The 12,393-nt window shown below is 65.8% G+C and carries 12 protein-coding genes and 1 tRNA gene; 6 read left to right on the top strand and 7 right to left on the bottom strand.

Features of this window, described 5'->3' with window-relative positions:
• Positions 1 to 20: 20 nt before the first annotated feature.
• Genes rodA through ACNI3Q_RS02885 form a run of 5 tightly spaced genes read right to left on the bottom strand, consistent with a single transcriptional unit; the run spans position 21 to position 5,544 of the window.
• Positions 21 to 1,133 (bottom strand): rod shape-determining protein RodA, encoded by a 1,113-nt coding sequence (gene rodA / locus ACNI3Q_RS02865; RefSeq protein ID WP_426273916.1) that lies wholly within the window; start codon positions 1,131 to 1,133, stop codon positions 21 to 23.
• The gene (mrdA, locus tag ACNI3Q_RS02870; protein ID WP_426273917.1) at positions 1,130 to 3,088 is read right to left on the bottom strand and encodes a penicillin-binding protein 2; all 1,959 of its coding nucleotides are present in this window, start codon (positions 3,086 to 3,088) and stop codon (positions 1,130 to 1,132) included. The genes rodA and mrdA overlap by 4 nt, the downstream gene beginning before the upstream one ends.
• On the bottom strand, positions 3,085 to 3,597 hold the full coding sequence (gene mreD, locus ACNI3Q_RS02875; RefSeq protein WP_426273918.1) for a rod shape-determining protein MreD: 513 nt from the start codon (positions 3,595 to 3,597) through the stop codon (positions 3,085 to 3,087). Before mreD ends, mrdA begins: the two co-directional genes overlap by 4 nt.
• Positions 3,594 to 4,484 carry a rod shape-determining protein MreC gene (mreC, locus tag ACNI3Q_RS02880; RefSeq protein WP_260019559.1) on the bottom strand — a complete coding sequence of 297 codons (891 nt, stop codon included), beginning with the start codon at positions 4,482 to 4,484 and terminating at the stop codon, positions 3,594 to 3,596. The genes mreD and mreC overlap by 4 nt, the downstream gene beginning before the upstream one ends.
• Before the next feature lie 16 nt (positions 4,485 to 4,500).
• On the bottom strand, positions 4,501 to 5,544 hold the full coding sequence (locus ACNI3Q_RS02885; protein WP_260019558.1) for a rod shape-determining protein: 1,044 nt from the start codon (positions 5,542 to 5,544) through the stop codon (positions 4,501 to 4,503).
• A gap of 150 nt (positions 5,545 to 5,694) precedes the next feature.
• On the opposite strand from ACNI3Q_RS02885, the gene mutL reads away from it, so the two are divergent.
• The 3 genes from mutL (at position 5,695) to ACNI3Q_RS02900 (ending at position 8,287) form a co-directional block, all read left to right on the top strand.
• Entirely contained in the window at positions 5,695 to 7,506 is a 1,812-nt protein-coding gene (gene mutL / locus ACNI3Q_RS02890; RefSeq protein ID WP_426273919.1) for a DNA mismatch repair endonuclease MutL, read from the top strand.
• An 89-nt stretch (positions 7,507 to 7,595) separates the two neighbouring features.
• On the top strand, positions 7,596 to 7,826 hold the full coding sequence (gene rpmE, locus ACNI3Q_RS02895; protein WP_260019556.1) for a 50S ribosomal protein L31: 231 nt from the start codon (positions 7,596 to 7,598) through the stop codon (positions 7,824 to 7,826).
• A 122-nt stretch (positions 7,827 to 7,948) separates the two neighbouring features.
• Positions 7,949 to 8,287 carry a PilZ domain-containing protein gene (locus ACNI3Q_RS02900; protein WP_426273920.1) on the top strand — a complete coding sequence of 113 codons (339 nt, stop codon included), beginning with the start codon at positions 7,949 to 7,951 and terminating at the stop codon, positions 8,285 to 8,287.
• Positions 8,288 to 8,302: 15 nt separating this feature from the next.
• On the opposite strand, the gene ACNI3Q_RS02905 is transcribed toward ACNI3Q_RS02900, so the two are convergent.
• Together ACNI3Q_RS02905 and ACNI3Q_RS02910 are read right to left on the bottom strand one after the other, a co-directional pair.
• Complete coding sequence (locus tag ACNI3Q_RS02905) at positions 8,303 to 9,037, bottom strand: sulfite exporter TauE/SafE family protein (RefSeq protein WP_426273921.1); 735 nt, start codon at positions 9,035 to 9,037, stop codon at positions 8,303 to 8,305.
• A gap of 31 nt (positions 9,038 to 9,068) precedes the next feature.
• Positions 9,069 to 9,158: transfer RNA gene (locus ACNI3Q_RS02910), tRNA-Ser, on the bottom strand.
• Positions 9,159 to 9,280: 122 nt separating this feature from the next.
• Between ACNI3Q_RS02910 and ACNI3Q_RS02915 the strand changes: the two genes are divergently transcribed.
• Genes ACNI3Q_RS02915 through ACNI3Q_RS02925 form a run of 3 tightly spaced genes read left to right on the top strand, consistent with a single transcriptional unit; the run spans position 9,281 to position 12,390 of the window.
• Entirely contained in the window at positions 9,281 to 10,300 is a 1,020-nt protein-coding gene (locus ACNI3Q_RS02915; protein WP_426273922.1) for a lytic murein transglycosylase, read from the top strand.
• 1 nt (position 10,301) lies between these two features.
• Positions 10,302 to 11,192, top strand: a complete 891-nt coding sequence (locus ACNI3Q_RS02920; RefSeq protein ID WP_426273923.1) for an SPOR domain-containing protein — start codon at positions 10,302 to 10,304, stop codon at positions 11,190 to 11,192.
• A gap of 37 nt (positions 11,193 to 11,229) precedes the next feature.
• Entirely contained in the window at positions 11,230 to 12,390 is a 1,161-nt protein-coding gene (locus ACNI3Q_RS02925) for a D-alanyl-D-alanine carboxypeptidase family protein (RefSeq protein WP_426273924.1), read from the top strand.
• Positions 12,391 to 12,393: the final 3 nt, after the last annotated feature.

Raw genomic sequence — 12,393 nt, forward strand, 5'->3', positions numbered from 1 at the left:
ACCGGATGGCACAAAAAATGTCAGGGGCGCTTTCGATCGGATGCCGAGCGGTCGATTCCCATCATGATTCCGATACAGATCATCACGGTCATCAGCGCCGACCCGCCAAAGCTGATAAAGGGCAGGGGAATGCCCACCACCGGGGCAAGGCCCATGACCATCGCCATGTTGATCGACGCGTAGAAGAAAATTGTGGCGGAAAGCCCCGCGGCGGTCAGTTTTCCGAACCGTGTCTTCGCCTTCATGCCGACATGGATGCCCCAGCCGATCAGCAGGGTAAATCCGATGATCAGCATGACGCCGCCGGCAAGGCCCCATTCCTCCATCATCGTCGCCAGCGCGAAATCGGTGTGCCCTTCCGGCAGGTAATCCAAATGGCTTTGCGTGCCATTGAGGAACCCCTTGCCGAACCAGCCGCCGGAACCGATCGCGATCTTTGACTGGCTGATGTGATAGCCGGTGCCGAGCGGATCGCTTTCCGGATCGAGGAACGTCAGCACGCGGTTGCGCTGATAATCGTGCAACAGGAAATTGACCGCAAGGGGGACTGCCAGCGCAACACCCAGCCCGCCGCCGATGAACAGTCGCAGCGGCACCCCCGCAAGGAACATGACGGCGATTCCGCCAAAGGCGATCATAAGCGCAGTGCCAAGGTCCGGTTGCAGCATGACCAGCCCCATCGGCACGCCGATCAGCACGGCCCCCGGCCAGATGCCGGCTATCCGCCGGGTTTCGACGGGTGGCAGCATTTCGTAAAAGCGGGCGAGCGCCAGCACGATGCAAGGCTTCATCAATTCCGACGGCTGCAACCGGATGAACCCCAAGTCCAGCCATCGTTGCGCCCCGCCGCGCACTGCCCCCAAGAGTTCGACAAGGATCAGCAGGATCAGGATGCCAGCATAGCCCGGCAGTGCCCAGCGGGACCAGAAGGTCGTCGGTATGCGCGAAATGCCGATCGCCAGGCCAATAAAGGCGACCAGCCGGATCCCCTGGGACTGAGCCCATGGGCTGACGCTGCCGCCGGCTGCGGAATAGAGGACCAGAAGGCCGAACCCGCCCAGCATGATGACAAGCAATAGCAGGCGCCAGGGCAGGTCCGCGATGGTCGACGGGACGATCTCGTTCACCTTCATTGCGGAGCGCCCGCTACCGGGGCGCCGCCGCTGGCCTGTGCCCGACGTTCGGCATCGCGCTGAAACAGCCATGCGGCCTGTTTTTTGGCCATGCGCTCGGCGATGGTGCCACCCCATTCGGTTTCGAGTGCAGTCAGGGTCGCCATCGCCTTTTCCCGGTCGAACAACCAGGTGATGACATCGCGCGCCACCGGCGCTGCCGCTCCGGAGCCCGACATGCCATGTTCGATGACGACGGCAACGGCATATTGCGGATTATCGACGGGCGCGAACCCGACGAACAGGCCATGGTCGCGATATTTCCACGGCACGTTGAGGCCGCCGCGAGCGCCCCCCTCAATCCGCCGCACCTGCGCCGTACCCGTCTTGCCACCCATGCGGATGCCGTCCAGCTGAAGCCGGCTGCGGCCCGCCGTGCCGGCCCCGTTCACCACTTCGTCCATCCCCGACCGGATCAGGTTCATGCGGTCGGGCGGCACGTCCAGCGATGGGCCGACAATCGGTTCATCGGCAAGAATCCGGGGCACCAGCGCCCGGCCGGATGCGATCCGCGCGACCTGAACCGCCAACTGCAACGGACTGGCAAGCAGATACCCCTGACCGATCGATGCGTTCAGCGTGTCGGCCGCTGTCCATGCCTGTTTGTACTTTTTCAGCTTCCATGCCGGATCGGGCACAGTGCCATAACGCTGGGATGGAAAGGGCAGGGGGTACTCCGCGCCCAGACCAAGCTGCCGCGCGGCATCCGCCACCGCCTCCATCCCCGCCTCTCGCCCGACGGTGTAGAAATAGGTATTGCAGCTCTTGGCGATGGCACGGTGCAGATTGACCGGCCCGTGCCGCCCCAGACAGCGGAAGAAGCGGTTGCCAAGCTGATACCCGCCGGGGCAGTTCACGGTGCGTTCGGGATCGATGCCGGAACGCAGCGCGGCAAGCGCCGTTGCGGGCTTGAACGTCGATCCGGGCGGATACAGGCCCTGCAATGCCTTGTTGGTCAGCGGCAGGTGGTCGTCCGCCGTCAGAAATCCCCATTCGGCCCGGCTGATGCCGTCGGAAAAGGCATTGGGATCATAGGCAGGCATGGACGCAATCGCGAGGATGCCGCCAGTGCGGGTGTCGATGACCACGACCGCACCGGATTCGTTGCCCAGGCGCCGGGCGGCATAATCCTGCAGCCCCAGATCGATGGTCAGTTTCACCGTCTGGCCCGGCGTGTCGGGCCGGGTGGCGAGTTCCTTGACTAGTCGGCCGCTGGCGGTCACTTCCACCCGCTTCGCCCCGGGCTGACCCCGAAGGCGGGTTTCCAGCACCTTTTCAATGCCGTCCTTACCCAGCTTGAACCCCGGCGTGACCAGCAGGGGATCGCGTTCCTTCTTGAACTGTTCGGCACTGGCGGCACCGACATAGCCGATCAGGTGAGCAACCGCCGCGCCATTCGGGTAATGGCGCGCAAATCCCCGCGCGGGCTCAACGCCCGGCAGTTCGGGCAGGCGGACATTGACCGCGGCAAAGCGTTCCCAATCCAGATTTTCCGCAACCTGTACAGGGCGGAAACCGGACGCGCCCTTAAGGTCGTCGCGGATCCGCTGCATATCGTCCGCGGTCAGCGCCAGAAGCTGCTGCAACAGGCCAAGCGTCTGCTCGCCGTCCTTCATCCGGTCGGGGATCAGGTCGACGCGAAAATCCGTGCGGTTGGACGCGATCGCTGCGCCGCTGCGATCGACGATCCAGCCACGCCGCGGCGGCACGAGCGTCAGGTTGACGCGGTTGCTTTCCGCCAGCGTCCGGTACCGCTCATTCTCTGCAACGGACAGCCATGCCATGCGTCCGGCCAGCACGACACCGACGCCCGCCTGCAACCCGCCCATCAACAGTGCGCGGCGCGAAAAGCTGAACGCCTGCTGCGCCTCGGTCATCAGCTTGGTGGACCCGCCAAGCAGGTTATCGGCCTTCATGCGACCACTCGCTTGAGATCGAGCCAAGCCGCGATGCGAAACACGACGGGCAGCAGGACAATGGACGCCGCAATCTGGATCATCAGCGCGGTATCGACATGAGAGGAGATCGGCGCGGCAAAGATCCGCCCTCCGATCAGGCAAAAGGCGACGACGCTCGATGCCACCAGCCAGTCCTGCCAGAAACTACGCCACATCAGCCGCGTATCTAGCACGTCGATGCCCAGCAGGCACAGGGTCCACAGCACGACGGCACTGCCGACCGGCTGACCGCTGACCAGATCGTCGAACAGGCCAAGCGGCAGGGCAAACCACGCGGGCACCTTGCCCGGCATCAGGAAGCGCCAGCCGATCAGCAGCATCAGGCCAAAGGGCGGCAGCAGGGGGGCCGTTGCGACCAGCGGTAACAGCGACAGCAGGGAACCGACCATCACCGCCGCCGGCATCAGCCAGCGCCGGCTGTGCACCCGTTCATCGGCGCCAAGCAGGCTGCGGCCGCTCGGCGTCATTCCGCCGCGCCCGCATTTTCGGGCGGCGTTTCGTCCGGCCGGGCAAGTTCAGGGACATATGCCCGCTGGACCAGCGCAAAATCGAGCGCATCGGGATTGGCGAACGGCCGGCCGATCACTGCGTCGCGGCCACTGGCCAGCACGCGCGCAACGGGAATGCCGGGCGGGTAGATGCCGCCGGCGCCCGATGTGATGAAGCTGTCCCCGGCCTTGAGCGGCGCGTTGGACACATTGGCGACGCGGATATCAACCATGCCATCGCCGCGCCCGTTGATGATCGCCGGCATCCCGTCGCGCGTCCGCTGCGCTGGCACCACGCTGTCCGGATCGACGATCAGCAGGACGCGGGCGCTATTCGGGCCGGTTTCGATCACCCGCCCGATCAGTCCCTCTGGCCCGCGCACCGGCTGGGCACGGTTCACGCCTTGCATCGAGCCTGCATTCAGGATGGCATAGCGCCGGGTGCTCGACGCGGATGAAGCGACCAGCCGGGCCGCAATCACTGGCTCGATCGCCCGCTCGCGCAGCTGTGCAATGGCGCGCAGTCTCTGATTTTCGACGGTCAGGGCACGCGCCCGCTGCAACAGCAGGCGATTGTCCGCCAGTTCGCGCTTCAACCGCCGGTTTTCGCTGACCGCGCCGAAATAGGCGCCGATCCCCTCCGGAATGGCGCTCAGCTGTCGCCGGGTCCAGTGCGTGCCGGTGGCAAAGGGGGTCGTCACCTCTCGCACCGTGCCGCGCAGCACGCCGAATGCCTGCGGGTCCAGAATGGACAGCAGCAATGCAGCCGCGCCGATAACGACCCCGGAAACGGCGATCACATAGCCGATGAACAGCGAATATTGCGCCCGTTTGGAAAAGCCGGGGCGGTTTTTCGGCGGTGCCATGACCGCGCTCCCTGGATCAGCCCGCGAGGAGCACGCCGCGATACACCGGATCCTCCAGCGCGCGGCCGGTACCCAGCGCAACGCAGGTCAGCGGATCTTCGGCAACGGACACCGGCAGGCCGGTTTCGTCGCGCAGCACCTCGTCCAGCCCGGCCAGCAGCGCGCCGCCGCCGGTCAGGACGATGCCCTGATCGACAATGTCGGCCGCCAGTTCGGGCGCAGTGTTTTCGAGCGCGATCCGCACGCCCTCGACAATCGCACCAACGGGTTCGGACAGTGCCTCGGCGATCTGGCCCTGATTGATCTGGATTTCCTTAGGCACGCCGTTGACGAGGTCGCGGCCCTTGATGTGGATCGTCTGGCCAATCCCGTCGAGCGGCGGCTTGGCTACGCCGACCTCCTGCTTGATCCGCTCCGCCGTCGCTTCGCCGATCAGCAGGTTGTGGTTGCGGCGGACATAGGAGACGATGGCTTCGTCCATCTTGTCGCCGCCGACGCGCACACTGGTGGAATAGGCAAGACCGCGCAACGACAGCACGGCAACCTCGGTCGTGCCGCCACCGATGTCGACAACCATCGAACCGATCGGCTCGGTCACCGGCATGTCGGCACCGATCGCGGCCGCCATCGGCTCCTCGATCAGCCATACCTGGCTCGCACCCGCATTGCTGGCGGCATCGCGGATCGCGCGGCGCTCGACCTTGGTCGAACCCGAGGGCACGCAAATCACGATCTGGGGCCAGCGCATCATCGACTTGCGGCCGCCATGCACCTTTCGGATGAAGTGCTTGATCATCTCTTCTGCCACATCGATGTCGGCGATGACGCCATCGCGCAGCGGACGGATCGCCTCGATACTGCCCGGGGTCTTGCCCATCATCAGCTTGGCATCGTCGCCAACCGCCTTGACGCGGCGCTCGCCATTGCGGGTTTCCACCGCGACCACAGAGGGTTCGTTCAGCACGATGCCGCGTCCACGCACATAAACCACGGTGTTCGCCGTGCCCAGGTCGATCGCCATGTCGTGGGACATGAAATTGAAAAGTCGGGAAAAAACCATGAACCCCTACCGCCCGATACCGTGATCCTGAGCGCCTTGCGGCTGCCCGTTGGCCCTCAATTCCCCGCCCCACAGGGGTGCTCGCCCTGGCAGAGATTTTCATGCCGATGCGGGTCGCGGAAAGCAGCCGCTTGGGCTAGAGCCGGGGTCATGTCAATACGCCGCCTGCCGGAACATCTGGTCAATCGTATCGCTGCCGGTGAAGTGGTGGAAAGGCCCGCCAGTGCGCTGAAGGAACTGGTCGAGAACGCCATCGACGCAGGGGCCGGGCGCATCTCCATCCGTCTGTTTGGCGGGGGCATCGACCTGATCGAGGTCAGCGACGATGGCTGCGGGATGACGCCGGCAGAGATGCGGCTGGCGCTGGAGCGTCATGCAACGTCGAAACTTCCCGAATCGCTGTGGGACGACGGCGCGATCCAGGGTGTCACGACGATGGGCTTTCGGGGTGAGGCGCTGCCTTCCATCGCCAGTGTCGCCCGGCTGACCATCGAATCCCGTCCGCGCGGGGCCGATGGCTGGTCGGTCGTGATCGACAATGGCGCACAAGCGGGGGAGGGGCCGGCGGCGCTGCCCCCCGGCACGCGCGTGCGGATGGAGGCATTGTTCGAACGGGTGCCCGCACGGCGCAAGTTCCTGCGTTCGCCGCGTGCTGAATATGCCGCCTGCATGGATGTGGTGCGCCGGCTGGCCATGGCACGGCCCGACATCGCCTTTTCGCTGGACCATGACGGGCGCAGGACGCTGGGCGTGCAGGCGGACGAGGATCGCCCGGCCCGGGTGGCGGCGCTGACCGACCGCGCGCTGGCGGAGAACAGCGTGATCGTGGCGCTGGAACGCGACGGCTACCGGTTGGGCGGCGTGGCGGGGATCCCGACGTTCAATCGGGGCGTTGCCGACCATCAATATCTGTTCGTCAATGGCCGCCCGGTTCGCGACCGGCTGCTGATCGGCGCAGTCCGCGGTGCCTATGCCGAAATGCTGGCGCGCGACCGGCATCCGGTGCTGGCATTGTTCCTCGACCTGCCGACCAGCGAGGTGGACGTGAATGTCCATCCGGCAAAGACGGAGGTGCGGTTTCGCGATCCCGCGCTGGTCCGCGGTATGATCGTCAGCGGCCTTCGCCGCGCGCTGGATGCGGCCGGCCATCGCAGCATCCAGGCGGCACAGGCCGGGGCAATGGCGAACTGGCAACCCGGCGGAGCATCCCCTGCGGCGCAAATGCCACCGATGGCGCAATGGCCGGTTCCTGCCAGCGCCCCCGGCCTCTTCGGTGCCGAGGCGGTCGGCAATTCAGTGGCGGATTCTGGACTGCGGTTCTTGTCCGAACCACCCCGGGCGCGGGCCGAGGCGGCCAGCGACCCTGTGCCGCAGGCGGTTTCCTATCCGCTGGGCGTCGCGCGGGGTCAGGTCGCCCGCACCTATATCGTCGCAGAGGCGGAGGATGGGCTGGTCCTGGTCGATCAGCACGCGGCGCATGAGCGGTTGGTGCTGGAACGGATGCGCCGCGCCATGGGCGAGGGCGGGGTCAAGGCGCAGGCGCTGCTGCTGCCCGAGGTGGTCGAGCTGGATGAAACGGGGTGCGACCGGATCGAGGCACGGGCGAAGGAACTGTCGGCGTTCGGGCTGGAGGTCGAACGGTTTGGCCCGCGTGCCGTGCTGGTCCGGGCCGTGCCGGCCATGCTGGGCACGCGGGATGTGGCCGGGCTGGTCATCGACCTGGCCGACGACCTTGCGGCCTATGACGAGGCGCTCAGCCTGAAGGAAAAGCTGGATCATGTCGCCGCGACGATGGCGTGTCACGGATCGGTCCGTGCCGGGCGGGCGCTTTCGGTCGCTGAGATGAACGCCCTGCTGCGCGAAATGGAGGTCACCCCCCATTCCGGCCAGTGCAATCACGGCCGCCCGACATGGGTGAAATTGGCCCATGGGGATATCGAGCGGCTGTTCGGCCGGAAATAGTCGCCGCCTTGCCTTTTGGGACGGACGAGGCTATCGGCCGCGGCTTGTTTCCAAGGCTGGTCGGAACCAGCCGCATCCGGAGCTGACCCATGAAGGCCGATACCCATCCCGATTATCACATGATCAAGGTGCAGATGACCGACGGCACCGTGTTCGAAACCCGCTCCACCTGGGGCAAGGAAGGCGACACGATGCAGCTGGACATCGATCCGCTGGCGCATCCGGCATGGACCGGCGGCAACCAGCGTCTGCTGGATGCGGGTGGCCAGGTTGCGCGCTTCAACAAGCGCTTCGGCGGCCTGTCGCTCGCCAAAAAGTAAGCGAGCGGGCGATCCCCGAACGAAATACGGCCCGGCGGACGATGGTTCGCCGGGCCTTTTTCATGCGTGATTTCGCAGGATCGTTAATCGCCTGTTAGCCATCCCGGGTTAGCCTCCGGGGTATGACCATAGCAGCACGCCAGCATCGTTTTGCCGCCGAGTTCGAACCCGCCATTCTGTTCGGCAGCCGCCGTGCGGCCCGCACGCCGGTTTCGCTGGATGCCCGGATCGGCCGCGGCGGCCTCGACCGGGCGCTGTGCCGGGTGACTGACCTGTCCCGCGAGGGTGCCAGGCTGGAAACCTATAGCGCGCTAACGCTTGGTGCGCTGATCTGGCTGACCATTCCGACCATCGGCCCGCGGATCGCTGAGGTCCGTTGGACCGACGAATTTGCCGCCGGTGTGCGGTTTCAGGAGCCCCTTGCTGAAGACGAATATGAACGGATGATCGGGCTCGACTGAGCCGGACGGCAGACGTCAACCGAAGATGAGTTTCAGGCCGGCGATCAGCAGGACCAGCGCCAGCAGCCGCTTGATCGCCTGATGGGGCAGGCGGTTGCTGCCGAGCCATGCGCCAACCCCGCCGCCGATGATGACTGCCGCAACCAGTGGCCAGATGAAATCCGGCAGACTGCGCGTTGCCGACAGGTTGCCCGCCAGTCCGGCGGCAGAATTAACCAGGATGAAGGGTACCGAGACGCCCGCCGCCTGTTTGGTCCGCGCCCATCCGGTCAGGATCAGCAGCGGGGTCAGAAAAATGCCGCCCCCGGTGCCGGTCAGTCCGGCAAACAGGCCCAGCACCCCGCCCGACGCGAGTGCAACGGCGCGGCGCGGCGGCCGTCCCTCCCGCTTCTCGGCAGGGCGCAGGATGAGGTTGGCGGAGGATAGGAGCAACACCACCCCGATCGCGATTTTCAGATAGTCGGCGGGCAGCGCAAGCCAGCCCCCCAGGTACGCCATTGGCGTGGCCAGCAGGGCAAAGGGCCAGAACAGGCCCCACGAAAAATGCCCCGCGCGCCAGAATTGCCAGGTACCGATGCTGGCCACGATGATGTTCAGTACCAGCGCAACGGGCCGAATTTCGGCGGGTGCCAGCCCTGCCAGCGTCAGCACGGCGATATAACCCGATGCGCCCGCATGGCCGACGGATGAATAGAGCAGCGCAACAATCGCAATGACCGCGATCAGCCAGGTCAGGCCTTCACCCGTCAATGCATTCTCCGCCGCTGATGCCATCGGTCGTTGGCGGAGAGGGTGGGATTCGAACCCACGGTGAGCGTGAACCCACGGCGGTTTTCAAGACCGCTGCCTTAAACCACTCGGCCACCTCTCCGCGCGGCACTCCCCTTAGCAGCGGCAACAATTCTCGCAAGCCGCGCCGCCGGGCGGAAAAATGGGGCCTTGTGGCGAAGCCGGGGGTTCCATCGTCCGCCTTGCCTGTGGCACAGCACGATCATGTTGCTTCGTCTGATGCTTGCCCTGTCGCTCCTGTTCTTGGCCACCTATCCGGCCCGGGCGCAGGACGAAGTGGGGTTTCAGGCGTATCTGCGCGAATTGCGCGCGCAGGCGCTGGCAGAGGGCGTCCGGCCGCAAACGGTGGACAGCGTGTTGGCGGGCCTTACGCTCAATCCGCGCGTGATCGAGTTGGATCGCGGGCAACCGGGCGGCGTGACGACCAACAGCATTCCGCCCTTTGCCCCTTATCGCAACCAGCATGTCACGCCGGCGCTGATCAATCGCGGGCGCAGCGCCTACCAGGCGAATCGGGCGCGGCTGCTGGGGATCGAGCGGGAAACCGGGGTGCCAGAGGCGATCATGGTCGCCATCTGGGGCCATGAGACAAGTTATGGCGCGGTGATGGGCGGGTTCGATCTGCCGCGCGCGCTGGCGACGCTGGCCTATGACGGTCGCCGCCGCAGCCTGTTTGCCGGCGAGTTCGTGGCTGCGCTGAAGATGCTGGATCGCGGCGTTCCGCGGGATCGGCTGATGGGCAGCTGGGCAGGGGCGACGGGCGGGCCGCAATTCCTGCCATCCGTGTGGTTGCGGCTGGCGCGCGACGGCGATGGCGACGGCATGGCCGATATCTGGCGCAGTGATGCCGACACGCTGGCGTCGATCGGGAATTACTTCGTCAATGCTGGCTGGCGACCCGGTCAGCCCTGGGGCATTCCGGTCAATGTGCCCGCAACGTTCGACCGGTCGGGCATCGCCAACCGGCTGGTATCGCCGCGTTGCCCGCGGGTGCACGAACGCCACAGCCAATGGCGGACAATGGCTGAATGGCGTGCGCTGGGTGTCGTGCCGCAGCGGGGCGTATGGCCGGCTGATACGGTGCAGGCGACGTTGCTGGAACCGGATGGTCCCGGACAGACCGCCTATCTGCTGACCGGCAATTATCGCGTGATCCTGGATTACAACTGCTCCAACTTCTACGCCCTGTCGGTCGGGTTGCTGGCGGACGAAGTGGACAATTGACGTGAGCGGTGGGGAGTTGCCGGTGCATTGGCTGATGGGGGGAATGGCGATGCTGGCCGTGGCCGGATCCGCCGCTGCGCAGGATCAGGGTCCGCCTCCCGCGCCGGCCGATGCGCCGCAGGGTGTTTCGGGCAGCGGTGATGCGCCCGCCCGCATCGATGATGTCGGATATGCCATCGTCGCCACGACGGCATCGGGGACGGCCAGCATCAGCCACCCGGTCCTGCCCGCAGGCAGCGTTGCAGAGGTAACGTCCATCGATACGGGCAAGACGGTTCTGCTGACGGTGGTGTCCGGCGGCAGTGCCGCATCGTTCGAACTGTCCACCAATGCGGCGGCCGCGCTAGGCATCACGCTCGGCGGACGCGCGCCGGTTCGGATCCGTCCGGTCAATGCGGCGGGGCAGGAGATTGCCGTGCTGCGCGCCGGATCGGCGCCGCAGCGGCTGGATGCGCCGCCTGCCCTGCTGGCCGGCCTGCGCAAGCGATTGCCGGTGTCCAGCGCCGCGGCGGCGGCCGTCGCTCCGGTTACAGCAGCCAAGCCCGCCACCTCACCGCCAAAGCCTGAGCCCAAGCCAAAGCCGGCCCCGCAACTAGCCGTCGCAAAACCCGCGGCGCCCGTTCCGTCATCCGCTCCGGCCCCGCTTGCCAAGCCAAAGCCAGTGATGGCACCGAAACCAGCGACGGGGACCTATTTCGTACAGGTCGCCGTGTTGTCGGCACGCGACCGGGCGGACAAGCTGGCGGAAAGCATCGGCGGTCAGGTAAGCCCTGTTGGCACGTTGTTCCGTGTGCGCACTGGCCCGTTCGCCGACCGCGCCGCCGCCGATAAATCCCGTGCCAGTGTCGTTGCGCGCGGTTTCCCGGATGCGCGCGTCGTCGAAAGCCGCTAACCCCTTTCCGTCCACCCCATTTACCATCGTGAGTGCCATGAAGCGTCTGATCCTGCCCAGCCTGCTCCTGATTGCCGTTACCGCCCCTGCGCCCGCGCAGACGCCGCCGTTCGAAACGCCCGCGCCAGTCGCCTATCTGGTCGACCTGTCCTCTGGCGCGACGCTCTATGCCAAGGACGCTGATCGCCGGATGCCCCCGGCGTCCATGGCCAAGATCATGACGGCCTATGTCGCGTTCGACCTCATAAAAAAGGGCGAACTGAGCCTGGACAAGAAGATCGAGGTGCGGCCCGAAACCTGGCGGAAATGGCATTCGCAGGGGTCGACCATGTTCCTGGCGGTGGGCGAGCAGCCAACCGTCGCCGATCTGCTGGACGGCATCATCACGCTTTCGGGCAATGATGCCTGTGTTGTGCTGGCCGAGGGGATTGCAGGCACCGAAGAGGCGTTCGTCGCCCTGATGAACGCGCGGGCCAAGGAAATCGGACTGACGGGTAGTCAGTTCGGCAATTCCAATGGCTGGCCGGACGAGGGGCGGACCTATACGACGGCACGCGATCTCGCCAAGCTCGCCACTGCAACGATCGAGCGGTATCCCGACCTATACAAGCGGTTCTACTCCAAACCCGATTTCACCTGGGGCAAGCAGCTGGGGTCCGGCAATGCCATCACCCAAGCCAATCGCGACCCCCTTCTCGGCCGCGTCCGCGGTGCGGATGGATTGAAGACCGGCCATACCGAAGAGGCCGGCTATGGCTTTACCGGTTCGGCTGATCAGGATGGACGTCGGCTGGTCATGGTGATGGCTGGCCTCACCGGCTTTAATCAGCGGATCGAGGAATCGGTGCGTTTCATGCAGTGGGGCTTTCGCGCGTGGCAGGCGCGGCCGCTGGTCGCAAAAGGTCGCCGGGTGACGACTGCCGAGGTGCAGATGGGCACTGCGGGCGAGGTCGGCCTGGTCGCCCCGCGCAACCTGACGCTGACCGTTCCTGCGGGCACCAGCCCCAAGTTTCAGGGCAAGGTCGTCTATGACGGCCCGATCAAGGCACCGATCAAGGCAGGTGACCATGTCGCCGATCTGGTGGTGACGCTGCCCGGTGGACAGACGCAGACGCTGCCGCTGGTGGCAGAGGCGGATGTGGCCGAAGCCGGCTTTTTCGGCCGCATCTGGGCCGGATTGATGTCGTTGTTCGCCTGATCC

Source organism: Sphingomonas eleionomae (assembly GCF_049889035.1).
GTDB lineage: Bacteria > Pseudomonadota > Alphaproteobacteria > Sphingomonadales > Sphingomonadaceae > Sphingomonas.

Coding starts and splice junctions, on each gene's coding strand:
- ACNI3Q_RS02885 (WP_260019558.1), bottom strand. CDS start 5,544: ATGGTTTTTTCCCGACTTTTCAATTTCATGTCCCACGACATGGCGATC.
- mrdA (WP_426273917.1), bottom strand. CDS start 3,088: ATGAAGGCCGATAACCTGCTTGGCGGGTCCACCAAGCTGATGACCGAG.
- mutL (WP_426273919.1), top strand. CDS start 5,695: ATGTCAATACGCCGCCTGCCGGAACATCTGGTCAATCGTATCGCTGCC.
- ACNI3Q_RS02915 (WP_426273922.1), top strand. CDS start 9,281: ATGTTGCTTCGTCTGATGCTTGCCCTGTCGCTCCTGTTCTTGGCCACC.
- rodA (WP_426273916.1), bottom strand. CDS start 1,133: ATGAAGGTGAACGAGATCGTCCCGTCGACCATCGCGGACCTGCCCTGG.
- ACNI3Q_RS02900 (WP_426273920.1), top strand. CDS start 7,949: ATGACCATAGCAGCACGCCAGCATCGTTTTGCCGCCGAGTTCGAACCC.
- mreD (WP_426273918.1), bottom strand. CDS start 3,597: ATGACGCCGAGCGGCCGCAGCCTGCTTGGCGCCGATGAACGGGTGCAC.
- rpmE (WP_260019556.1), top strand. CDS start 7,596: ATGAAGGCCGATACCCATCCCGATTATCACATGATCAAGGTGCAGATG.
- ACNI3Q_RS02925 (WP_426273924.1), top strand. CDS start 11,230: ATGAAGCGTCTGATCCTGCCCAGCCTGCTCCTGATTGCCGTTACCGCC.
- mreC (WP_260019559.1), bottom strand. CDS start 4,484: ATGGCACCGCCGAAAAACCGCCCCGGCTTTTCCAAACGGGCGCAATAT.